Source organism: Paenibacillus sp. Y930 (assembly GCF_056786375.1).
Window position 1 is genome coordinate 380,544 of sequence record NZ_JBXCIX010000001.1, and the last position, 24,455, is coordinate 404,998.

A 24,455-nucleotide genomic window follows, 5' to 3' on the forward strand; every position below is an offset into this window, starting at 1 on the left:
ATTATTTATGCTTTAAATGAGTAGAAGGAAACGGCTATTTATCCAATGGACAAATATTCGTTTCCTTCTATTGATTCTAGCTATTGCTTCTAAAGATATAATCGTAATGTATTGTTGTAAACAGCCTCTGCCACGATCTGCGGAGAAATCCCTTTCAGATGAGCAATCTCATTAACTACATCAATAACCATCGTTGGTTCCGTCATCTTCCCTGCAAATGGACCTTCGAACGGCCATGGTCCATCGGTCTCTACCATCATTTGACCCAATGGGTATGTGCGAACAAGTTCGCGAATTTCCGCTTCAACAAAAACATCAGGTGTAATCGAGATATAATAACCATTCTCAATCATTCTATGAACCGTCTCAGTCGGCCCTTTAAACCAATGAAAATGAGCCTTTTCGATTTGATGCTTTTCTAATAGATCACAGACAATACTAGCATCTTCATATACCGCATGCAGCGCTACTGGTCGATCTACTACTTTCGCAAAGGCAAGTATTCGATCAAGAAATGCAATGTAAGGTTCTGTTGCAAATTCCCTTCCCTGTTCCCTTGCTTCAAGCGCACTATAATAAGGCAAGCCAATTTCACCAATCGCAAACGATTGCTTAGCCATATGACATTCCGTTATCCAATCTATCAGTTGCTGCTCTTCTAGTTCACTAGGTAATGGCTGCTCGGGGTGATATCCATAAGCCGGAAAGATAACCTCGCCATACTTTTGAACAAGCTCATACGTCCGTTTAGATGAGAAGAGATCCATCGAAACCGCTACAATATGGTTGACCGATTGATGCAACGAACGTTCAATGATCGCTTCACATTGTTGTTCATTATATTGCTCTAAATGAATATGCGCATCGATATACTTCAAATTTCCATTAGCCATCGTAACGTCTCCCCAAACTTTTTGTAACATCTCGAAGAACTTCTTGTAAACAAAAAGTAGCATCGAAAGCATAAGCTATTGCTTTCGAATATAACAAAAACAGTATATTAACGGAAGTACGCCCCAATAGTTAGTGGAACCTAACCATTGGGGCGCACTGCCTAACTAACTGTTCGTATGAAGTTGCTCATAAATACGCTGCTTCAATTCATTAAAAGTCGGCGTACTCCATAAGTCACTTGCTCTAGGTCTGGCAAATGGCACGATGATCTCATCAACAATTGTAGCAGGCGAAGCTGACAACACTATAATGCGATCTGACAGCAATAAAGCTTCCTCGATACTATGCGTGACGAGCAATACCGAGCGACGATTTTCTTCCCAGATGGAAAGTAACCATTGCTGCATATGTAGTCTAGTTAAGGCATCCAATGCACCAAACGGTTCATCAAGTAGCATTAGAGTCTGAGGTGATAACAATGCCCGTAGAAACGAGACACGTTGGCTCATTCCACCTGAAAGCATATGAGGATACGCGTCCGCATACTCCGCTAGTCCGACTTTTTGCAGCCATTCATTCGCTTGTGTCTGAGCTTGTTGCTTACTAACGCCTGCTACCTGTAGCGCCAGTGCAATATTACGTTTCACACTATACCACGGCATTAACGATGCTTGCTGCGGCATATAGGCAACATGACCACGTTGCCCCGTTGTCTGCTGCCCATTGATCCAAACTTCACCTTCATTAATAGGCTCTAACCCACCAATAATTTGAAATAGCGTTGTTTTCCCGCTTCCCGAAGGACCAATAACAGATACAAACTCCCCTTCGTCTACACGCAGACTAATGTTTTGCAGAATTTGTTTGTCTTGTTTCTTATGTGTAAATGACTTAGAAACCCCGTTCAATTCAAGCATTAGCCTTCACTTCCTTTCTTCGGACGCCAATGAACAAAGCGCGACTCAATAAAGGAGATAATCCAAAATAGGAAAAGGCTTAGTAGTACAATTAAGAGCACCGAAGCGAACACTCGATCCGGCATATATCCTCTGGAAGATAAGATCAAGTAACTACCTAAACCAACTTTTGGTGATAACCATTCCGCTACGACTGCACTTAGTACACTATACGAAACAGCAATTCTCAAGCCACTGAATAAATTAGTAAGCGCACTCGGTAGCTCCAAATGAATAAACAGATGCCATTTCGATGCTCCGATCATACTCAAATAATTTTTAAGCTGATGATCTGCTTGAGCGAGTCCTCCCAGTGTAGCAATACATATTGGGAAGAAACAAACTAAAATAATAAGAAATATTTTCGGCATCATTCCGTATCCAAGTAGCATCGTAAGAATAGGAGCAATAACAATGACAGGAATCGTTTGTGATAAGATCAATACCGGATAAAACCCTTTCCTAACAATAGGAAGAAAATGTAGCACTGCTGCAAGGACGAACCCGGCGATAGCTCCACCTGCAAAGCCAATAAGCGATAACTTAGTTGTAGCAGCAAAATGCTCCATCAAGCGTGGCCAATCCGCGATCATACCTTGAAATACACCAATTGGAGAAGGAATAAGCCAACTATAGACAAGCTCCATCCTTACAATTAACTCCCAGACAATGCCAATAAATAAAAGTGTCACCACTGGGGGCCATATATTACTCCAACGAGATTGCTTATTTTCCATCCGGATATTTCTCCAACAATTTATCCATCGATGCTCCGGCAATTGGATTATATGAAATTTTGATTTGTGATAAAGCACCTGGACAACCAACTTCAATCATTGCTTCATGCATCTGTTGGACAACCTGCAATAGCTCTGGAAGATCACCCTCCATTGTCGTTTCCATTGGTGCAACGCGGTACGGTAGACCAGATTGTTTAATAATTGCAATCGCTTGATCTACATATGGAATGACACTTTCGCCATTATGTGTTTTCGGAATCATCTGAATACTTAATAATGCATTAGCCATTTGTAATATCCCCTTAGTATTGGTTTATTGTGGTAAAAACTCATTTGTAAATGCTGCTTCTGCATCTAGCTCGCCGTTTAACAATTCATTGCTAAACATCCAATCGGCATAACCTTTCCATACCGACAACTTCTGTTCACCAAAGCGGGGTGCATCATCCTGATATTTCGGGCTTAACCATTGTTGACTCGCTCTTACAAGCTCCGCATTCAAATCTGGCTCAGCAGCAATTAATACTTCCGCCGCATCCGCTGGATTGTCAATGCTATATTGATAACCTTTCGCAACTGCCGCGAGGAATGAACGAACTAGCTCAGGATCTTCTTTAACGAGTTTTTCACCTGTTACAACAACTGGCGTATAGTAATCTAAGTTCTCATTGTATTCGTTCATATACACCATATTCAAATCGACACCACGTAGCTCAGCTTCAATTCCTGTCCAAGCATAGAAAATCCATGCGAAATCAACATCGCGCTCAACTGCTGTGAAGAAGTCGCTATCACCCATGTTTACAATTTCTAATTTATCAAAATCTGCATTATCCGTTCTCATTAAAGAATCAATGATTGACGTTTCAATAGGGGAACCCCAACCGCCATAACGCATACCTTCGAATTTATTAGGTGAATCAATGCCCTTGTCCTTTTTAGAGGCAAATCCCGATGTATTATGTTGAATGATCGCCGCCAATGATACAACAGGAACACCCGCTACTCTTGCTACCGTTACATTTTCTTGATAACTAATACCAAATTCAACATTGTTAGAGCCTACTGCTGCATCTGCTCCGCCTTGTACTGGAGAAATAATGTCAACTTCAAGACCTTGTTCAGCAAAATAGCCTTTATCACGCGCCACATATAACCCGGTATGATTCGTGTTCGGTGTGTAATCAAGTACGAGCTGAACCTTTCGAAGCGTCTCTGTTATGTCGCCTGCGCCAGTCGTCCCAGCTTGATTACCTTGCTTCACCTGTTCATTGCCACATGCCGTTACTACATACAATAATGCGATAACTAATAACCATTTCAATCCTTTTACTTTCATGTCTTCCTCTCCCATTCATCTCTCTAATTATGATCGTCCAAGAAGAACACGCTGATTTACATAGGTAAATAAAAAGACGCCCTTCTATAAATTAGGAAGGGCGCCGTCAATTTCGGCTGTTACTTCGCATAGAATAGATTAGGTATAGTTTTCCACTATAACTTCATCTCATGCAAAAGTATGCTCTCATTCCTACGCTGGCATTATCCAGATCAGGTCACGGGTCGGAATTGGTTCATTCCCTCTCAGCCAGCTTACTAGCTCCCCAAAGCGTATTCACTTGGTCAATCTATTGGTCATTATAGCAAAGTCATTTCTCTTTGACTACCCTTTTTCATAAAATCATAAAAAGGATGGATGAATGTGTTTACAATAAGTCTATGTATGATTGTCAAAAATGAGGAAGATGTACTTGCTCGTTGTCTTGCTAGCGTGCAACAAGCAGTAGATGAAATCATCATCGTTGATACAGGATCAACAGATCGCACAAAGGAAATTGCCGCTAGTTTTGATGCAAAAGTATATGATTTTCCATGGATTAATCACTTTGCAGATGCACGTAATTATAGCTTTGAGCAAGCAACCTCTAATTATATTATGTGGCTTGATGCCGATGATGTTATTCAACCAGCAGATCTAGAACGTCTACTGCAATTAAAACAAACATCAGATTTCAATTACGATACGGTAACGATGAAATACCATCTTTCTTTTGACGATAATGGTAACCCAACATACAGTTACCGTCGCAATCGTCTTGTAAAACGAAGTAATAACTTTCGCTGGATCGGTGCCGTTCATGAGTACTTGGCAGTATCAGGTGCAAGTTTTAACTCCGAAGTTGCCGTTACGCACCGCAAAGAGCGTCAATCTAGTGATCGTAACTTGAATATTTATTTGGCACGACATGAAGCTAGGGAACAGTTTTCTCCACGCGATCAATTCTATTTCGCTAACGAATTGCGTGATCATCAAAGATACGAGGAAGCGATTCAATGGTATGACACTTTCCTTGAAGATAATGGGGGTTGGGTTGAAGACAATGTTGCCGCTTGCTCACGTAAAGCTCATTGTTATGAAGCACTTGGTCAACCTAATCTAGCTATTATTCATCTGCTTCGTACATTGCAATATATTCCACCTCGCCCGGACTTCTGCTGCCAGCTTGGTGCGCTTTTTGTTAATGATAGCAAATTTCAACAAGCGATTTACTGGTACGAGCAAGCGCTCTTAACTTCCCAGTATACATCCGATATGAGCTTCCATAATCCAGCAACTGCGACATGGTTACCTCAACTACAATTAACGGTATGTTATGATCGTCTAGGGAATTTGCAAAAGGCAGTTGAACATCATCGACTTGCTATGGCTATTAATCCGAATCATCCAAGTATGAAATATAATGAGAACTACTACAAGGGCAAAGGCTTATTATAGTCACTCATTAGCTTCACCAGTGTTCTGCCTCGTGCCTGTCCCTTAAGTAAAGTAGGTAGAACATCTGGCAGTTGCTCCAGTGTAACTTCTTGCTGGATTAACTCTTCTAAATTTGCTAATTTGAAGTCTGTCGCCAAGCGATTCCACACACTAAGTCGGGTGTCCATCGGGCAATATACAGAGTCGATACCAAGTAAATTAATGCCTCTTAGTATGAATGGGAGTACGGTTGTTGGTATTTTCACTCCACCAGTTAATCCACTAACAGCTACGGCTCCTCCATACTGAAGTTTACTTAGGAGCGCTGCAAGTTGCTCGCCTCCAACTGGATCGATAGCTGCTGCCCACTTCTGTTTGTCTAATGTTCTCACTTCTCCATTATAAACATCTGTACGCGATACAATTGTAGTTGCTCCGATTTTTTTCAAATATTCATGTTCCGATTCTTTACCAGTACTAGCTTCAACCTCGTAACCAAGTTTAGACAAAATAGCGACGGCAAAGCTTCCAACACCACCTGTTGCCCCTGTGACAAGTACTTTACCATTCTCAGGTGATACGTTATTATCTTCTAGTCGTTGAATGGATAATGCTGCAGTAAAACCAGCAGTACCAATAATCATTGCTTCTTTCAGCGTAAGACCGGTCGGAAGTGGCACAATCCAATCGGCTGAGATACGAGCATATTCACTGTAACCTCCAAAATGTGAAACACCGATAGCATAACTAGTGGCGATCACTTCATCCCCTATTTGAAATCTATCATCTTCAGATGAAACAACTACTCCCGCCAGGTCAATGCCAGGAACAAATGGATAAGTATTCACAATGTTACCGTTAGGAATAGTGGCTAAGCTATCTTTATAATTAACTCCAGAATAGTGAACGCGAATCAGCACTTCTCCTTGTGGTAAATCATCAAATGTTAGCGTTTTAATGTCTATAGAAAATTGATCCTCTTGCTTACTCACAACTAATGCATTGAATGATTGTGTCATCGTTGTACTCCTTTTAATATGTAGTCAGCAGGGGCAGTGAACAGTCTCTCTTGTCACTTCACTTAGCATGCAGTTTTTCTTATAAGCATAACAAAAAAATACACGAAATAGTACTAACAACCGTTCAAAACCTTTGAGCTTACGACATGAACAAGGGAGAAGCATGCATAATTTTTATGCACACTTCTCCCTCTATTAGGCTTGCTGTTTGAACTTCATATTCGATGTCGACTAAACTACGTTAGCATAACTTCGTTATCAAAGTCCGCTGTTTGAACTTCCCTTACTTGATTGCTCACCAATTAACTCCCAATCTGTTGCAGTATAACTCCCCATTTGCCATAAAGAAACGCCCTTCAATTCATAAAACTTAGCAAGCCATATTTTTTTGTCAATGCTTTGCGTATCCTCATAGTACATTACATGACTGCCACGCTCATCTGCAAACTCAGCTTTCGTTAGAAAATACGGCATCGTCCATGTCTTAACGACGCTTTGCATCGCTAATCTTTTCTCCACATCTGCAATCGCTGGAATAACTGGAGATGCGGTTACGCCATTGGAAGTAATCCATTGATTAGCCTGCTTCGAAATACCTAGTACTAGCTTTTCTTTGGGAATCACTTGAAGTGCCGTTACAATCGTATCGTTCACAAGCGGCAATGGAGCTGACGGAAGCTGGCTATCGGTAAAGTCATGGGCCATCAGAATAACTGTATCCGCAAGTTTACCTATTTCCTTCAAATCATAACCTTTATAGTAATAAATCGGCGGAACAGCAACTGACAATGTATACGCACCTAGCTGCTTCTTCAAATCTTGCAGAAATGCAACATAATCAGCGGAACTGTCCTCTTTCAACAATCCTTCAAAATCTATACTTACCCCCGTGAACGAGTAAGTTGGATCATTTAAAGTAGATACTAACGACTCGATAAATGCAGTCTGAGCTATTTTATCTTTAAGAAAGTCTTTCAAATTGCTATTGTCGTAAAATACCATCAGTTCCTTCGTTAATTGAGCAGAGTCGGCAGCAGTAAGAGCCTCCACATAACCACTTGGAATGACATTTACTGTTTTACTAGTCTTTGAATTTGTTTTCAAAGTTGCAACTCCAGCGCTACTATATTCCAAATGAGACCATCCGAGGATAACATCGGTAAGCTTATTCATCTGATTGATCGCACCATAGGATGAAATGGCATAAAAACCTGTAAAATCAACTTTTTCTTCAGAAACTCGCTTATCAATTAAGCGATAAATAACGGCTGCAGCCTGTTTGCGAATTAACGACTCTTTCGGCTTAAAGCCCGCTTGATCGCCTTCCATAATACCGCGACTAGCTGCGTAGTAAACATATGGTTGCATATCTACATCAATTGCAGATTGATCCTTGAAAGCCCGAATATCCCGCTCCTTCTTCCAATCTGTTGCAAGCCATTGCTGACGTACTTCATCCTTTTCCGAATCTAGTAACGCTTTCCCTACTAGCATTGCAACCTCTTGTCTAGTAATCGTTTGCGCTGGATTGAATGATCCCTTCTGATCTAGTAAACTATCAATCCACTTATGTTCATAGGCAACAGAAATAAACTTCGCTGACCAGCGATCCTTGGCAACCCCTGCAGGAATAGTTCCAATGGTTGCTGTTTCTAGCTGACTCGCCATAACAAGTAGCTTAATAAATGCCTCTCGTGATAGGTCAGCATTTGGACGATATGTTCTATCCTCGTATCCATTTATAATACCTAATGCAGATAACGAATAAATTGGTTCTCGCGAATAATCGTTCTCCTCATCCTTAAATGGTTGGAGCTGAACATTATACGCAAAAGCACTACTTGCAAATAACATAGATAGTATTATTACCAGAAAGCTCACTTTTTTCAACATAATAACCTCTTCACACTTCCTTCCTTTTTGTCCAATAGAGTTCATTCCATCTTTATTCATCCAAAATAATAGACGCAGAAAGGTAGCTCTTTGTTTCAGAAATGCTAGACCTATATTGAGTTGATAGGCTACAAGCTACATTTTCGCAACTTTACATATGATGGGATTGGTTACTTAACACCGTAGAAATCACTTTTTCTGGTGTGTTAGCAACATAATATGATGAGAATGCGTCACTTAGAATGAAGGATTATGAATAGGAGGTTAATAGTATGAAACGTTATTTATCGGTATGCTTATTCGTTGTCATCATGACTCTGGTTGGATGCTCAAATAGTACCGTCACAACACCTGACGCCGGCATGTTCAACATTATTGTTGATACATCTACAGATTTACAAGCAGGGGAGTCCATCTTACTAACTGGGAAGCTGTTAATCATTCCGACAGTTGATGGGAATAAAGTTCGCATGGTTAACGATATTGGATTTATGAAATCATTACAGCCAAAGGAGCAATATAGCAATGACGGTGAAGGTCATGTTTACCCCAAAAACAATGAATATATATTACCCGCCGGAAACTACACTATCGTTTCAAAAGCAAAGTTCAGAATCAAACATGATGGTACAGGCTATGAGTTTGAGATTGAATCCGAGCCGCTTAGTATCAAAGTTACATAATCAAAAACCCAGTCACCGAAAAAAAATCGGCAACTGGGTTTTTTGATTGCGTATGGATCCCTTCCTCATTATCTAGAGGTCAGTTTCTAACCTACTTATTCAATTATTGCATCTGTTATCACTAATTATTTCTCACACCGTACGCCTTCATACCAATGACGACTGTTTCAATGATTACCACGATCGCCGCAATATAAATTAGTATCTCAGTCCAATATTGCCACATTTCACTACTCGTCTGGAACATATCACTTCCAACGAACACAAGACCAGCTTGCATCAATTCATCAAGGAATGTCATATTCCATAACGATTGGTCCATCAACATAATCAATGCTAAAAGGAACCACAATAGATTGAATAGAATCTGCATTAATATTATCATCTTTGTCCATCTGCCCGTTACGAGTTTAATACCCTCTTTCAATAAACTGAACACTGCAAGAATCCACATAAAAGGTAGGTAACTTTGAAGGACCTCAACATTGAAGAAAGAAATTACTTTCGTCGTCTCATCGTTCAGTCTGATAATGCCAATGTATTGAGCCGAAAACGTAAACAACAACACAAACAAAATTGTAAAAATAATTGCTACAATCGGTTGACTGCGCTTAATTCGAGTTTTCTCAGTCGGAAGTGGCGGTAGATCCTCTAGCTTCCACTCTTTCTTAACTCCAGCAAGCTTCTTATGCCCATCTTTATTGCCTTTATGTTCAATGAAGAGGAAGATTAACGTGACCCCGGCAAAACCTTGTGCATATGCTGAGCTCAAAGAAGCAAAAAAGCTAATAAATGTCTCCAACCCTTCAAATGGATCCATAAAAATCTCGATAGCGAGCACACACGTCAAGCCAATCGTAATCGCGAACAATACGACTTTAAGCACAACCAGATATGATTCAATCCATTCTGGGCCAATTAAATATCTCTTGTAGCCTCTATACCCTGCTGCGAGTTCATATGGCGAACCAAGCTCATTAAGTACAGCCTCAATAATCTCCTTTTCCGTTTGTCCCTCCGACGCATGATCCTCCCGCATATCTTCAATTAATCCACGCAACTCTTTCTCAATTTCAACCCTTTGCTGCTGTGGCACCCGTTGGATAACCGCGTAAACATAGCGATCAATAATCTCCATCTTCCATCTCTCCCTTACGACTCAATTAAGCTATGCATGCTTTGTGTCAAGTTTTTCCACTCCATACATAACTGCTCGTAAACTTCCTTACCAGCCTGACTAAGAAGATAGTACTTACGGGGACGAGATTCATTCGTGTCCCATTTACTTACAAGTAGTTCTTGCTTTTCCAATCTGCGTAGGAGGGGATACAATGTTCCGGGATCAATGCTGATACCTTTCTCGTCCAATACAGAAACGAGCGAGTAACCATATTGCGGCTCAGATAATTGGCTTAATACACTAATAATGAGCGTGCCGCGTCTTAGTTCATGCGTTAATCCATTTATTGTTTCTTGAATATTCACCATGCGATCAACTCCTAATTTCATTATACTGTATGAGGCACACTATTGTGAATACCTTATTATTAAATTTTGTAAAATATATTCAAAATGAATACAACTCTAGTTATACCCTTAACGCAGAAAAACCCCTTGCATTCAATTCGTTTCTTTAATTTTTCCAGGTTACCCGCCATCAATATGACTGAAGTTTAAAGTATTGATTGAACTCAGCGACTACGGATTTCGCGTTTTCTTTTGATGTTGCATGAAATACGGTTATGTCGACTATATTACAATCTAAGATTTCCTCTAACCCATTTAGTCTAGATGCATCTACTCCAATCTCAATATGTGATTATTTAAACCAGAAGACAAACTAAATCGCGAAGAATTGGCTACCTTATACTTGTCAGAGCATTCGACCTAAGTGACGGCAGCAGCTATTACGAAAGCTGAATTCTCTACAATGGTGGCAAAAGTATTAGAAAACTGAAATCATACTATGAAATAAGTGTTTAAACGTCAAGCTGGCGTCGGTACTCTACCGACGCTAGCTTCTTTCGTTTACTAATCACACTTGGAGTTATTGAAAGATGCTTATAACAAAAAGATCGGCTCACAGCCCCTCTTTACTATGCGGACAAATACCTAATCAAACCTAGAATTGCGAAACCAAACAGAACCGCACCAGACCCAATTCCCGTAATTGCGCTACTCGCAACCTGAAGTTTCGGTGCGACAAAAACCGCAGCAAACATTGCATAATCACGTACATAGTCCATCATAATCCTCCAATCAGATAAGATATGGGCCTTGTGAGAATGAAATTTACATATTGTAGCATTTATATTATATATTCTCACACTTTAGTTAGCTACCTCGTATTGGCTTGTGTGAACACAAACATTTTTTTATTTTACAGTTGCAATAAAAAATAAAACTTGATAAAATAACTGACGAACGTTCGTTAATATTGAGGTGATTTTATTGAAAAGTAAAGAGATTAAAGAAGTCGCTTTAAGATTTTTCACAATTCATGGCTATGAGGGAGCATCGCTGTCTCAAATTGCCGAGCATGTCGGTTTGAGAAAACAGTCTCTCTATGCTCATTTCAAAGGGAAAGATGATCTATTTCTACAGGTTTTACAAGATGCCAAAGAGACCGAAATCTCATCGAAACTAGAATTTTTGAGTACAGTGGATACCCAAAATCCGAAAGCAGATTTATCAAGATATCTGCGATTGGTCATTGATTTATTTCAACAGAGTGAACAGTTAAAGTTTTGGCTACGTATGTCCTTTTTTCCACCTCTCCATCTTGCAGCAGCGATTGATGAGGAAGTCATCGATACGGAGGAAAAAATTCAAACCGTACTTGAAAGCAAATTTCAAGATTGGATCGATGCCAACGCCATCATGAATGATACAGCCTCCATACCTACGCTTGCCTTCTTAGGTATCGTTGATTCGATCATGCTAGAGCTTGTTTATGGAAATAATGAACAACGTTTAAATGATAAACTAAATGCCTCATGGACCGTATTTTGGAGAGGTATTTCACAGCTATGATTTTACAAAAGAGAGGTATTTCTTCATGACGAAACCATTAAATCAACAAAAAACAGTTTTACTCATCCTATTAAGTAATATATTCATTGTTTTTCTAGGAGTCGGACTTATCGTCCCTGTTATGCCATCCTTTATGAATATGATGAATTTATCAGGTCAATCGATGGGGTATCTTATGGCGGCCTTTGCGTTCGCACAATTACTTATGTCTCCCCTCGCAGGACGATGGATTGACACTTATGGTAGAAAGAAAATGATCATCATCGGCTTATTCCTCTTTGCTATTTCGGAGGTGATTTTTGGTATAGGTACACATGTATCTGTTCTTTATTTTTCCAGAATTCTAGGAGGTATTAGTGGTGCATTTATTATGCCTGCCGTAACTGCCTTTGTTGCAGATATTACTTCAGTAGAGGAAAGACCGAAAGCGATGGGCTATATTTCTGCAGCCATTAGTACCGGTTTTATTATTGGCCCAGGTATTGGAGGATTTATTGCTGAGCTAGGTGTACGTGCCCCATTCTACTTTGCTGCTGGCTTCGCATTAATAACAGGTATTTCATCGCTATTTATTCTCAAAGAGCCACTAACTAAACAGCAGCTTTTGGAAATCAGTCGGCTTAAAAAAGATACAAACTTGGTAGGTGATCTCAAACGTTCACTTCAACCACTATACATTATTGCCTTTATTATTGTATTTGTACTAGCCTTTGGTTTATCTGCATATGAAACTGTGTTCAGCCTATATTCTGATCATAAATTCGGTTTTACTGCACAAGATATTGCTACCATTATTACAATAAGCGCAATCTTCGGCGTTGCCGTTCAGGTGTTTATGTTCGGTAAAATGGTCGATAAACTCGGCGAAAAGAAACTCATCCAAATATGCTTAATTGCTGGTGTAGTATTAGCAGTGGCATCCACGATGGTCTCTAGCTATTTAGCCGTTTTGCTAATTACTTGTTTCATCTTTCTCGCATTTGACCTGCTACGCCCAGCGTTGACGACCTATTTATCAAAATCTGCCGAACAAGAACAAGGATTTATCGCTGGAATGAACTCAACATATACAAGCCTCGGCACAATCGTCGGGCCCGCGTCAGCCGGTATATTATTTGATGTCAACATCAACTATCCGTATCTCTTTTCAGCTGTCATTTTGTTCATTGGTCTTGTCATTACGATGATGTGGAAAGAAAAAAAAATGGTTAATCACTTGGGAAAATAATATGAAGAACAACCTACTTAAGCTGTCGAGAAATTCTCGACAGCTTTTTTATACCTTATTATTTAACATGACACTGTATTAATACACAAAATATTTCAATAAGTTGTCCAATGGAGGACGGGTTGGCTAGAGCGGGTTTCGGCGGAAATACTTGTCATAACTCGTTCCCAAATCCTCCGCAGGACTCACGAAAGATGAACGGCGTCTCGAACACGAGTGATTTCGGTTCGGACGAAGGATCGTGAATCCTCTCCATGACCAAGCGGATACATGCGGCAGCCATTTCCTCAACGGGTAGCTTCACCGTCGAAAGGGAAGGAACGCTGTATTTCTCTGCATCATGATCACCATACGTTAAGATTTCCATCATGTCAGGCATTCGGACCCCTGCACGATGGAATTCAGGAAGTGCTCCGACAGCCATGAGCCCTAGCGGGAAGAATATCGCTGTTGGTAGGTCACCGCCTCCCTTCACAATCTTTTTGGCTGCCGAATTCCCGCCCTCCATCGTCATCGGAGCAATTTGGATATGCCGCTCCTCCAGTTCGAGTCCATACTTCATGCACGACTCGACGAATCCTGTGAAGCGTAAATTGTTTTCCGAATTCACAAGATGATCTGGCACAATCGTACCGACCTTTTTATGCCCGCGGACCGCGAATAGTTCAGCTGATTTGCGACCAATCTCGTACGTATCTACATGTGCGCAGCTATAGCTACTGCTCTGGCGATTAAACATTACGGTCGGCAAGCTTAAAGGATGTTCTTCCAGGTAACGTTGCTCCTCTGCAGAGATACCTGTCAATATCGCTCCATGATAGCTGCCTTGATCGCAAATCTCCTTAATTCTGTGAATCTGCTTCCGCTTGTATGGCTGGATTGTCATCTCGAATTCAAATTCTTGTTCCAGAATCGAACTCTGAGCTCCCACAAAGAACCGCCCCAACAACTCCGACGAAAGATCGGAAGGCCAAAAGGTGGCAATGGCCGGAATGTTCCGGGCATTCGATTGTCTCAGTCTTCTTGCCGAGACGTTGGGCAAATACCCGATTCCCCGTGCAGCTTCCACAATCCGCTGTTGCGTTTTTTTCGAGATCCTCATTTCATCACCGCGACCGTTAAGCACGATGGAAACCGTCCCTATAGAGAGGTTCGTTCGTTCTGCTATTTCTTTAATCGTTGACATTTTCATCCGTCCCATTCCAACTAGTAATACTTTATTAATACGGAATAGAACCGATATTGTCAAGCTTACGATTATTACTAATAATATATTGACTTTTTTCATAATTGGCGTTACGATTCACGCGAAAGCTAAAACGAAATTGCAAATCTGAGAATACTACTATGAAAGGTGTGATTGATGGCAGAGAGAATCCGATCTAATATCGTTTGTGGGAAGATAAGATGAGATTTTGAAGAATGGTGTCTGACTCTGAAATTAATAAGGAGGAGAGCATTTTGAAAAAAGAAACAAGACAATTACTTAAACCCATTATGATGATGTTAACTGTTGTATCCTTGGTATTCATGAATTCACTTGGTTCAATCCCTGAGGTCTCTGCCGCTCCAGCCAAGGCCAAGCCGGCATTCAAACAGAAGGGCACTATCTCACTGTCAGTCGGCGAAACCTATACGTTCGATGTCGTAAACAAGCCAACTAGTTCCGAGTATCAATGGAGCAGCGACAAAAAGTCAGTCGCTGTTGTGGATGACAGCGGACGCGTTGAAGCTGTTGGAGCCGGTTCGGCAACGATTACCTATGTTTATACAGTCAACAAAAAGAAGGAAGTCATCGCAGCAAAAGTCAATGTTAAGGAGAGACCTATGAAACATGATCCTAAAAAAATAATCGTGGATAAGAATGGTTTCGATTCCAGCGGAAGAATGGTAGCCTATTTCGGTTCACCGACCATTGACGGTAATGTAGATCCTATGTGGAATGAGGCACAGGTAGTCTTACCGCAGCATATATCAAGCAATATCGATACATCGGCTACGTTCAAAGCGTTATGGGATGATCGTGCGCTTTATATTCTTACAGAAGTCAAAGATAAAAGCCTATCCGTCCAATCCGGGACACCGTACATGCAAGATTCGGTGGAAATATTCCTTGACGAGAACAACGACAAGACTAAAGAATATGGTGCAGACGATTTGCATTTCCGCGTTAATTACGAAAATGCCTTATCCGTGGACAACGGAGATGCCGACATGTATTATACGTCCGCAAGAAGAGTGAAAGACGGTTATGTTATCGAATCGAGAATTGCTCTGAAAACTACACCGGCAAATGGCACGGTACTTGGCATCGAATTGCAGATTAACGAAGCCATAGGAACGGAGCGATTGGGTAGCATTAATGTGTTTGACGCAACAGGTAACGCATGGAATGATCCTACCAAATTCGGCGAAGTCTTGCTTACCGGAAAGTCAAAAGGTGATGTCAGTGGTCTGAATCCCTATGATCTCATGAACTTGATCAAGAGTACGCTGAAGCTTGATTTCAAACTTTATAAAAATGCCAATATCGTAACGGATGCCATTGTTAGCGTTGTTTCTGAAAGCGTACTCAACGGCAATAAAGTCAATCAGAAGCAAATTGATAAACATTATGCCACGATTAAAGCTGCAATCAGCAAGTTAGAAATGACGGAAGAAGCGGCGAATGAGAAATACTTTAAGCCCCTTCCCAATGAATATCGAATGGAAAGCGACAAACCAGGTAAAATTGAAAGTTTATATTACCAAACGCCTAATTTGACGGAAGGAATAGATGACAAAAAATTACACGTCTACCTCCCTTACGGTTATGACCCCTCCGCAACGAATAAGAAATACAATGTTCTCTATCTGATGCATGGCGGCGGCGAGAACGAGGATCTGATCTTCGGCGGACCCGGACAGAGCAAAGAAATGATGAAAATCTTGGACAATATGATTGCAGCAGGCGACATTGAACCGCTTATCGTCGTGACGCCTACCGTCAATGGCGGCAAAAATGATGTCGCTCTCTTCCACGAGGAACTAATCGATACCATTGTTCCATTGGTGGAAAAAAAGTACAATACTTACGCTAAATCCGGAAGTTTGGAAGATTTACAAGCGTCTAGAGAGCATCGGGCTTTCGGCGGATTCTCAATGGGGTCGGTCACAACGTGGTATACCTTTATCCATGCCCTAGACTATTTCAAATATTATATACCGTTAAGTGGCGACAGCTGGGTAATCGAGCAGGGGGGTGGCGGACATCAGCCGAAGAAAACGGCGGAATACCTTGCAAACGTTGCAAGAGAGTCCGGATACAAGCCACAGGACTATTACATCTTTAGTGCTACTGGTAACTTGGATATCGCGTATCCGAACTTGAAGCCTCAGGTCGATGCGATGAAACAGTTAACGGATGTCTTTATCTATTCGTCAGATACGAAGAAGGGGAATTTCTACTTCCTTGATGCTGATGGCGGTACACATGCTTGGAATTGGCAGAACCAGTATATTTACAATATTTTGCCGGACCTGTTCAGTAACTAGGCAACCGAAATCTCATATGGTTCATGCAAAACTTACTAACATTAGTAGCACAGACCAAGCCCTTGGTTTGTGCTGCTTTTTTCATAGTAGAAGTATTCCATTCCACCACAGCCATTTCCGCCAAAAAGATGAACAAACTTCCGTTCCCCCCTCTTTCTTCTTCAGCATTATATAAGCCCTATTGCAGACTTTTCTCCACTTTTTCAACACTCTATATTAAGTCCATTTTCAATATGCGTATAGGTCAATTATACATTTGTATATATCATTGTTTTACACTGATTATTGACCTATGATTTTATTACTGGATCTGGGGTATATATTCTTGACCTTTCTAAAATCCGGACTGATATAAATATCAATCAACGACTTATTGGAAGCGCTATCTTAATTGAGAAATGGGTGATCGTACTTTGAATGTTAAAGCAAACAACATGAGAAGAACTTCTTTTATCAAATTCTTATATGTCCTACCATTTATGTTGCTGCTCGCTACCTTTGCTTATTACCCGTTATATGGATGGGTTTATGCATTTTTTGATTTTAGTCCACCAATCCCCCTATCCCAATCAGAGTTTGTAGGACTAAAGTGGTTTCGGTCTTTAGTTGAAAACCAAGTAAAGATTGATCAATTACTCCAGGTCATCAAGAACACGTTCGCAATGAGTGGCTTGCTTCTCATGTTCTCATGGCTCCCTATGATTTTTGCAATTTTCCTAAATGAGATTAAAGCAATCCGCTTTCGCAAGATCATTCAAACAGTAACCACACTTCCTAACTTTATTAGCTGGGTTTTGGTCTATTCACTCGCATTCTCCATGTTCTCTAGTGAAGGTATCATTAATGGTCTATTGAGGCAGCTCTCGTTAATCGATTCTCCGATTCTATTCCTTCAAAATACGGATAATGTCTGGATCACGATGTGGCTCTGGACAACTTGGAAAGTTCTAGGCTGGTCGGCCATCTTGTATATTGCAGCTATTATGGGAATTGATGATTCGTTATATGAAGCGGCCCGTGTAGATGGGGCGACACGAATCCAGATTATACGCCATATCATATTGCCAAGTCTGATACCTACCTACTTTGTACTGCTGTTGTTGCAAATTGCAAGCTTCTTGAACAATGGACTAGAACAATATTTTGTATTTCAGAATGCATTTAACAAGGATTACATACAGGTACTGGATCTCTATGTATATAACCTTGCTATGGGTGGCGGCAGTTATTCCGTTTCTGTTGCAATCAGCATGCTAAAGAGCTTGATTAGTGTAGTACTTCTCTTCTCTGTTAATGGTCTATCTAAATTACTGAGAGGAGAGAGCATTGTATGATGAAGGTCCAGCTCACTCTCACTGATAAGTTGATTTCAGTTCTGATTTATACCCTATTTATCTTATTTTCTCTAGTCTGTGTCTTCCCTTTCTATTCCATCATCATTAATACGATAAGCGCCAATGACATAAGTGCTAGAGGAGATATTATATTTTTTCCGAAGCAGATTCATTTTCAAAACTACATTGATGTGTTCAAAATCCCTGGATTAGGGAATGCAGCGATGATTTCAATCGGCAGAACCTTGATTGGAACTAGCTTGACAGTAGGTGCCTCAGCCTTTTTGGGATACATGTTCTCTCAGGAAGATATGTGGAAACGGAAATTTTGGTATCGCTTTACGATTATTACGATGTATTTTAATGCCGGCATTATCCCATGGTACCTGACCATGCGATCCTTGAATCTGACCAACAATTTCTTGGCTTATATTTTTCCAACCATTGTAGCACCATTTTTCATCATTCTAGTTAAGACCTTCATTGAATCAACGCCAAAGGAATTGCAGCATGCGGCAAGCATCGATGGTGCTGGGATCATGACGATTTTCCTTCAGGTTATCTTGCCGATTAGTAGGCCTATATTAGCTACAGTGGCGATATTCGCAGCGGTGGATCAGTGGAACGCCTTTCAGGATACGTTATTACTGGTCACTGACAACAGGTTATATAGTTTGCAGTTCATTCTCTACAACTATATTAATCAGGCGAGTTCACTATCAACGATGGTGAATCTGCAGAACTCAGGTTCACTAACGATGGCGACACTGGCGACAAAGCAAACGTCGACCTCGATCCGCATGACAGTGACAATGATCGTTGTTGCGCCGATTCTACTAGTGTATCCGTTTTTCCAAAGGTTCTTTGTAAAAGGAATTATGATCGGTGCAGTGAAAGGCTAACTAGCACCATTATAATATATTCATTTATTAAGGGGGTACTTATGAATAAACCTATTAAGGCAATTAAAAAAACTTCAGCAGTATTGTTTACATTAATGTTGACGATTTCAGTCGTTCTATCAGGTTGTACAGGTGCAACTAACAAGCAAGTGAATTCTAGCTTAACAAATGCTGGTACTAACCAAGATCCACTTACGATTACTGTCTTTAGCAACGCTGCAAATTATCAAGGAGAACAGACAGGTTGGTATGGCAAGCTTCTTACAGAAAAGTTCAATATTACACTGAATATTTTATCTCCGCAGGTTGCTGGTGACCAGCTATACAAGACTAGAACTGCGGCTGGAGATTTGGGAGACTTGCTGGTCATCGATAACAGCCAATTTGAGGAATTAATACCTGCTGGTCTTATAATGGATATTACCGATATGGTACAAGATACGAAATATCTATCCACCTATGTAAATGATCACTTTAAGCCGTTTAATGACGCATTTGCTGAGGTGAATCCAGATAAAAAAATTTATGGCATGCCGACATTTGTTGCGGGTACCTCTCCTACTACTTTCTCAGAGGATCTCCCCTATTCAAGCCCTATTTTGCCATGGGATTATTACAAGGGAGTGGGATCTCCAGAGCTGAAAAATTTGGATGATCTATTGAACGTACTAAAAGAGATGCAAGAGCAATACCCACAGACACCAGATGGAAAGTCGATTGTTCCAATCACCCTATGGAAGGATTGGGATGGCGGCGGCATGGAAAATGTACGGTGGATAAGCAACTGGTACGGGTATGAACAGCCGGATGGTACTTCTACAATCCAGTTGAATGCTAAAGGCGATATCGTACCGCTCACCGACGACAACAGTATGTACAAGAAAATTTTGCAATTCTTGTTTAATGCTAATCAAATGGGGCTAGTTGATCCTGACTCTGCTTCGCAGGATTGGAATAAGGTAGCTGAGAAGCTGACCAACAAACAGGTTCTACTCTTATGGTATACATGGCAAAGAGGCTTCTATAACAGTATCGAACGAGGTAAGAACGGTGATGGGAATGTTGCAGTTCCGATTGCTGACACTCGAATCATACAGACTAGTGATGCTTATTATGGTAACGGAAGAGTATTTGCTATTGGTTCAAAGGCAAAGGATCCCGCTAGAATAATAGAATTCCTGGATTGGTATGTTTCACCTGAAGGTCTTCGTCATTACACGAATGGATTTGAAGGCTTCAATTATGAGAAGTCCGCAGACGGCAAGTTTAAGCTGACCGAAGTAGGGCAAACTGCCTTCCAGCAAAACACCCCAGTTCCGGATGAATATGGAGGCGGCGGATACCAGGACGGGCAAAGCAAGATCAATAGTATGATTATGAGCGATTTTGTCATCGATCCAGATTCAGGAGAATTCTATAATTCCAATTACTGGAGCACTACGATTGAGGCGAATAAGACTACACTCACAAATGAGTGGCAGAATGCGTATGGCGCTAAGGATGCAACAGAATATTATCTTAAGCACGATATGATCGATATTGTACCGAATATCAACACAAGCTTAGGAAACGATTCATCTGACATCAAGAACAAACGAAGTCAAATATCGGATTACGTTAAGAACACTTCCTGGAAGCTGGTATTTGCAAAGAATCAAGCAGATTTTGATGAGTTATGGGTTAAGATGCAAAGCGATGTGGTTGGCCTCGGCTGGAATGATGTCGTTGAGTCAGATTCTATAAAAGCACAGAAAATTGTTCAATTGCGTGCAGATGCATTAGCTAGTAATTAAATATTACATTTTATAAGTTCTGAACAATGAGGGATATTATGTTTAAGTATATATCCCTCATTTTAACAATTATCCGATAAGCACCAAATCGACAAACAGAAGGGAGAAATGTAAGATGCTAAGAGTTGTACAGGTTGAAAATGGGACGATTAAAGGGCTGCCAGCAGCCGACCCACGGATTACAAGCTTCAAGGGAATACCTTTTGCGGCACCACCCATAGGAGAATATCGTTGGCGTGCTCCACAGCCCGCAATCGACTGGGAGGGTGTGCTCAAAGCTTACGAATTCGCACCTATTTCGATGCAGGTGAAACAAGAGATTAACGACAACAACATTTATACTCGGGAGTGGGCCGTAGAGCCCGATATCGCAATGGATGAGGATTGTCTCTACCTAAATATATGGACACCGGCCAAGATTGTTGATGAGCAATTGCCGGTATTTGTATGGTATTTTGGCGGCGGCTTGCAGGTTGGTCATACGGCCGAAATGGAGTTCGACGGCGAACGTATTGCTCGACGTGGCATTGTGGTCGTTACGATCAACTATCGTCTCAATGTCTTCGGATTTATGTGTCATCCTGAAATTACTGCTGAAACTCCTGAAGCGCCTGCTAATTTCGGACATCTTGATCAACAGGCGGCTACTAGATGGGTTAAGAAAAATATAGCTTCCTTCGGGGGTGACCCGAACAATATCACCATCGGCGGACAATCTGCTGGCGGCGGAAGCGTGTTGAGTCAGCTCACTTCACCTCAGAATGAAGGGTTGTTCCAGAAGGCTATTATCCAAAGTGGGATTCACACGCAGCTTTACCCATCAGGGAGCATGCACAGATTTCATAGTATATTGGAGGATGCTGAACAGGAAGGCGTGAAGTTTCTGGAATATCTCGGCGTTTCCTCGCTTACGGAGGCCAGACAGCTTGATGCAAGCTATCTACGCGACAAGGCGGTGGAATACCGAGGCTTCTGGGCAACTGTTCGTGATCAAGCATTCAATGTAGGGCATCCATTTGAATTGTTCCTTCAAAATAAACGCTGTATGGTTCCAGTCATGCTGGGTCATACCTCCACTGAATTTTTCAGCACCCCGAATGTAGACACGCTTGATGCTTTCAATGAGATGGCAGTGGAATTGTTCGGTAGTGATGCAGATGAGTTTTTGGCGTTATGCGGTGCTCAAGTGGGCAACCTTGAGGAAATGAAGATGAAGGCTTCAGTCAGCAGTATTGAATATGCAATACGCATTGTAGCACAAGCGAATGCTAATACGAACGCTAACACTCCTCTCTACTATTATAATTTCGATGCAGAGATTCCAGGCTGGGATAATCCTGGCACCTTTCATTCGGTAGATTTATGGTTCTTCTTTGAAACGCTCGCCAAATGTTGGAGGCCGTTTGTCGGCAAGCATTACGATTTGGCCAGCCAAATGTGTAATTACTGGTCAAATTTCATTCGCTCAGGAGATCCGAACGGATTACATTCTACAGAAGTACCGCTACCTCGATGGGATGCTTATTCGTCCGAAGCTCCATATGGTATGTTGTTCGCAGATGACTCTGAATTTTCTAGAGAGCAATCGAGTGAGCTGATGAAGTTTTTAGTGCAACAATATTTTACAAAGTGAATTAAGTTGGTTACGCAACTAGAATGAAAGATGGAAAGAATCCTTTCTTAGCTAAATTGAAGCATCAACCTTCAATTTGATTTGATATTGTCTTGGGGTACTTCCTGTAATCTGTTTAAATTGCCTATGGAAGTGCTCAACATTTTGATAGCCGCATTTAGAAGCAATTTCTGCAATGCCTTGGGTACTGTGAAACAAATACTCTTTTGCCAATCGAATACGGTAGCAGATAACGTCATCTATACAGGATACCCCAAAGGTTTTTTTGTAGATAATCTGAAGATAGCCTGGACTAATGTGAAGATAGTCTGCCATCTTCGAAACTGTCCAATAATCGGTTGGATTATTGTGAATGGCGGTGCGAAGCCGCAATAGATTATAGTACTGGGGGGTGATTTCACCTTCGAAATGGGACTCCATTAGCTTATTGAATAGCGTGCGGAGCAACCCGTCGATGGATAAAGTTTTGTAAGCCCGATTGTAACGATGTTCGATAACTAGCAGTTCCATTAGCTTGTGACAATAATCAGGATCGCTTAAGGATAGAGGAAACCCATGAGGTAGAGGTGATTCCGTAATGTAGGGTTCATTCGACTCGAACCGAAGCCAATCATTGGTAAAAGAATCTATGCAAGCTCGATAATAGACCTTCTGCTGTGGGCGGTATAGGATGGCGCTGTGAGCGGGATATTCTTTGAGTTCTCCATTGACCCAGAAGTGTGCTGGAGTCTTGGTTATGACGAGGAGCCAGTGAGAGCCCACGGGAACATCGATTTCAAAATTACTTGCGTGCGAAATATTGCATTCTGCGAAGTGAATATGTGTCATCAATGCCACCTCCTACAATAATGATGATATTATAACATATAGCACGGTCGAGAACTCGATCTTGCAAGCAACTGGCATCTAAGCAAAATAATATGAACAAAGAGACGTCAAAACTCTACCATTAAGAGTAATGACGTCTCTTTCTCAAATCCATTCATTATTACATACTAGGAGCATCCAACGCCTCTTGAGGTACATTAATTTCCCCAACCTCATTGTACTTGCCGATCGTGCTAGTTATGTCCATATCTAATGTAAACTTCATACCTTCTTGCTCCATGTCCGCCTGCATTACAACATCGGATCTCGTAGGCAAGAAAGTTTCTTTATTCATTGCTGACAACACTTTAATACTTTTAATGTTCATAGCATCTATCATAGCTGCCACTTCTTCGCTATTACCGCCACCTTGACCCATCAACGATTTGGCAAGATCTTTTACGCTGTCCCCGGACAATTCTGCGGTCATAATATAATCGCTGCCCTCTTCAGTAATCTTTGTGTCCTGAGCGATCGATTTAAAGTTTTCCAATTGCTTTTCTGGCTTCACAGATTCCTCTAAGCTCGCGATCATTTCTGCCAAAGCTGCATCTGGTTGCTTATACCAAGTTCCATCAACTTGAGTGAAAATGCCTTCTTCTGTAACATATTGTGTCATCAGTTGATTACCTTCTGGCATTTCCATAACAATTTCCTGAACCATTTTCAAAGGATCTTTAATGAAATCTGATTTAATCGCCATATCAACTTTTTGTTCTGTTGTATCTTCGCCTTGACTAATTATAATATTTTGTTTCATTTTCATGTCCATGGAGAAGCTTTGCAGGTCGGCACTTGCAACCGTTGATTTCTCAATCAGTTCCTCAACAGTCGGAACTGCTTCTTTTTCTTTATTTCCAGAACCTTGAGGTTGTTCTACATTGTTCCCCTGTTTATTTCCATTACTACCACCAGTATTCTCCGCTCCACACGCAGTCAATCCTAAAACCAACATTGCTGACACTACGAAAATCGCTATTTTATTCAATTATTTTCCTCCTACAAACTTTTTGTTGCTACCTGACATAACTTCTATGATACAAAAAGTTACCTCGAAAGCATAAACTAAGAAATTTATCTCCTTAAAAGGATACCTAATAATCAGGGGGGAGCAACAGGGTATAACGACCTAAATAGATACTATAAAACACCTGTTTATACGATTGTTCAGTAGGCATTTACAACTGTTTC

The 24,455-nt window shown here is 41.0% G+C and carries 22 protein-coding genes, 1 pseudogene and 1 riboswitch; of the genes and pseudogenes, 9 read left to right on the forward strand and 14 right to left on the reverse strand.

The window, feature by feature from the left end; genetic code table 11:
• Positions 1-89 precede the first annotated feature (89 nt).
• The 5 genes from AC1TO5_RS01925 to AC1TO5_RS01945 form a co-directional block, all read right to left on the reverse strand.
• Entirely contained in the window at positions 90-923 is an 834-nt protein-coding gene (locus tag AC1TO5_RS01925) for a TatD family hydrolase (RefSeq protein ID WP_482061098.1), read from the reverse strand.
• Between the two features lie 135 nt (positions 924-1,058).
• The gene (locus AC1TO5_RS01930; protein WP_482061099.1) at positions 1,059-1,811 is read right to left on the reverse strand and encodes an ABC transporter ATP-binding protein; all 753 of its coding nucleotides are present in this window, start codon (positions 1,809-1,811) and stop codon (positions 1,059-1,061) included.
• Positions 1,811-2,587, reverse strand: coding sequence for an ABC transporter permease (locus tag AC1TO5_RS01935; RefSeq protein WP_482061100.1), 777 nt, complete (start codon positions 2,585-2,587; stop codon positions 1,811-1,813). The genes AC1TO5_RS01930 and AC1TO5_RS01935 overlap by 1 nt, the downstream gene beginning before the upstream one ends.
• On the reverse strand, positions 2,577-2,879 hold the full coding sequence (locus AC1TO5_RS01940; protein ID WP_482061101.1) for an MTH1187 family thiamine-binding protein: 303 nt from the start codon (positions 2,877-2,879) through the stop codon (positions 2,577-2,579). The genes AC1TO5_RS01935 and AC1TO5_RS01940 overlap by 11 nt, the downstream gene beginning before the upstream one ends.
• A 24-nt stretch (positions 2,880-2,903) precedes the next feature.
• Positions 2,904-3,929, reverse strand: a complete 1,026-nt coding sequence (locus AC1TO5_RS01945; RefSeq protein ID WP_482061102.1) for an ABC transporter substrate-binding protein — start codon at positions 3,927-3,929, stop codon at positions 2,904-2,906.
• A 171-nt stretch (positions 3,930-4,100) separates the two neighbouring features.
• Positions 4,101-4,207: riboswitch (TPP riboswitch) on the reverse strand.
• Positions 4,208-4,286: 79 nt separating this feature from the next.
• On the opposite strand from AC1TO5_RS01945, the gene AC1TO5_RS01950 reads away from it, so the two are divergent.
• Positions 4,287-5,366 carry a glycosyltransferase family 2 protein gene (locus AC1TO5_RS01950; protein WP_482061103.1) on the forward strand — a complete coding sequence of 360 codons (1,080 nt, stop codon included), beginning with the start codon at positions 4,287-4,289 and terminating at the stop codon, positions 5,364-5,366.
• Here the strand turns inward: AC1TO5_RS01950 and AC1TO5_RS01955 are convergent.
• Complete coding sequence (locus AC1TO5_RS01955) at positions 5,342-6,364, reverse strand: NADPH:quinone oxidoreductase family protein (protein ID WP_482061104.1); 1,023 nt, start codon at positions 6,362-6,364, stop codon at positions 5,342-5,344. The genes AC1TO5_RS01950 and AC1TO5_RS01955 overlap by 25 nt on opposite strands.
• A 258-nt stretch (positions 6,365-6,622) precedes the next feature.
• Entirely contained in the window at positions 6,623-8,257 is a 1,635-nt protein-coding gene (locus AC1TO5_RS01960; protein WP_482061105.1) for a glycosyl hydrolase family 18 protein, read from the reverse strand.
• Between the two features lie 272 nt (positions 8,258-8,529).
• Between AC1TO5_RS01960 and AC1TO5_RS01965 the strand changes: the two genes are divergently transcribed.
• Positions 8,530-8,940, forward strand: coding sequence for a hypothetical protein (locus tag AC1TO5_RS01965; protein WP_482061106.1), 411 nt, complete (start codon positions 8,530-8,532; stop codon positions 8,938-8,940).
• Positions 8,941-9,061: 121 nt separating this feature from the next.
• Here the strand turns inward: AC1TO5_RS01965 and AC1TO5_RS01970 are convergent, their stop codons facing one another.
• The 3 genes from AC1TO5_RS01970 to AC1TO5_RS01980 all read right to left on the reverse strand — a co-directional run bounded on the left by AC1TO5_RS01970 (position 9,062) and on the right by AC1TO5_RS01980 (position 11,186).
• On the reverse strand, positions 9,062-10,078 hold the full coding sequence (locus AC1TO5_RS01970; protein ID WP_482061107.1) for an HAAS signaling domain-containing protein: 1,017 nt from the start codon (positions 10,076-10,078) through the stop codon (positions 9,062-9,064).
• Between the two features lie 14 nt (positions 10,079-10,092).
• The gene (locus AC1TO5_RS01975; protein ID WP_482061108.1) at positions 10,093-10,428 is read right to left on the reverse strand and encodes a PadR family transcriptional regulator; all 336 of its coding nucleotides are present in this window, start codon (positions 10,426-10,428) and stop codon (positions 10,093-10,095) included.
• A 608-nt stretch (positions 10,429-11,036) separates the two neighbouring features.
• Complete coding sequence (locus AC1TO5_RS01980) at positions 11,037-11,186, reverse strand: hypothetical protein (RefSeq protein WP_482061109.1); 150 nt, start codon at positions 11,184-11,186, stop codon at positions 11,037-11,039.
• A 196-nt stretch (positions 11,187-11,382) separates the two neighbouring features.
• Between AC1TO5_RS01980 and AC1TO5_RS01985 the strand changes: the two genes are divergently transcribed.
• Positions 11,383-11,973 (forward strand): TetR/AcrR family transcriptional regulator, encoded by a 591-nt coding sequence (locus AC1TO5_RS01985; RefSeq protein ID WP_482061110.1) that lies wholly within the window; start codon positions 11,383-11,385, stop codon positions 11,971-11,973.
• Between the two features lie 25 nt (positions 11,974-11,998).
• The gene (locus AC1TO5_RS01990) at positions 11,999-13,201 is read left to right on the forward strand and encodes an MFS transporter (protein ID WP_482061111.1); all 1,203 of its coding nucleotides are present in this window, start codon (positions 11,999-12,001) and stop codon (positions 13,199-13,201) included.
• Positions 13,202-13,355: 154 nt separating this feature from the next.
• Here AC1TO5_RS01990 and AC1TO5_RS01995 read toward each other — a convergent pair whose 3' ends face one another.
• Both AC1TO5_RS01995 and AC1TO5_RS02000 read right to left on the reverse strand, forming a co-directional pair.
• Positions 13,356-14,132 carry a substrate-binding domain-containing protein gene (locus AC1TO5_RS01995; RefSeq protein WP_482061801.1) on the reverse strand — a complete coding sequence of 259 codons (777 nt, stop codon included), beginning with the start codon at positions 14,130-14,132 and terminating at the stop codon, positions 13,356-13,358.
• Between the two features lie 114 nt (positions 14,133-14,246).
• Positions 14,247-14,489, reverse strand: a pseudogene (locus tag AC1TO5_RS02000) (LacI family DNA-binding transcriptional regulator); the annotation flags it as partial.
• Between the two features lie 173 nt (positions 14,490-14,662).
• Here AC1TO5_RS02000 and AC1TO5_RS02005 point away from each other — a divergent pair.
• From AC1TO5_RS02005 to AC1TO5_RS02025, 5 genes are all read left to right on the forward strand, one after another.
• On the forward strand, positions 14,663-16,735 hold the full coding sequence (locus AC1TO5_RS02005; protein WP_482061112.1) for a sugar-binding protein: 2,073 nt from the start codon (positions 14,663-14,665) through the stop codon (positions 16,733-16,735).
• 413 nt (positions 16,736-17,148) lie between these two features.
• The gene (locus AC1TO5_RS02010) at positions 17,149-18,069 is read left to right on the forward strand and encodes an ABC transporter permease subunit (protein ID WP_482061113.1); all 921 of its coding nucleotides are present in this window, start codon (positions 17,149-17,151) and stop codon (positions 18,067-18,069) included.
• Positions 18,066-18,971 carry a carbohydrate ABC transporter permease gene (locus AC1TO5_RS02015; protein WP_482061114.1) on the forward strand — a complete coding sequence of 302 codons (906 nt, stop codon included), beginning with the start codon at positions 18,066-18,068 and terminating at the stop codon, positions 18,969-18,971. Before AC1TO5_RS02010 ends, AC1TO5_RS02015 begins: the two co-directional genes overlap by 4 nt.
• 41 nt (positions 18,972-19,012) lie before the next feature.
• The gene (locus tag AC1TO5_RS02020; RefSeq protein ID WP_482061115.1) at positions 19,013-20,764 is read left to right on the forward strand and encodes a type 2 periplasmic-binding domain-containing protein; all 1,752 of its coding nucleotides are present in this window, start codon (positions 19,013-19,015) and stop codon (positions 20,762-20,764) included.
• Positions 20,765-20,879: 115 nt separating this feature from the next.
• A complete protein-coding gene (locus AC1TO5_RS02025; RefSeq protein WP_482061116.1) occupies positions 20,880-22,397 on the forward strand; it encodes a carboxylesterase/lipase family protein in 1,518 nt (505 codons plus the stop codon).
• A gap of 51 nt (positions 22,398-22,448) precedes the next feature.
• Here the strand turns inward: AC1TO5_RS02025 and AC1TO5_RS02030 are convergent, their stop codons facing one another.
• A complete protein-coding gene (locus AC1TO5_RS02030) occupies positions 22,449-23,225 on the reverse strand; it encodes a helix-turn-helix transcriptional regulator (RefSeq protein WP_482061117.1) in 777 nt (258 codons plus the stop codon).
• 160 nt (positions 23,226-23,385) lie between these two features.
• Positions 23,386-24,252, reverse strand: a complete 867-nt coding sequence (locus tag AC1TO5_RS02035) for a DUF6612 family protein (RefSeq protein ID WP_482061118.1) — start codon at positions 24,250-24,252, stop codon at positions 23,386-23,388.
• Positions 24,253-24,455 lie beyond the last annotated feature (203 nt).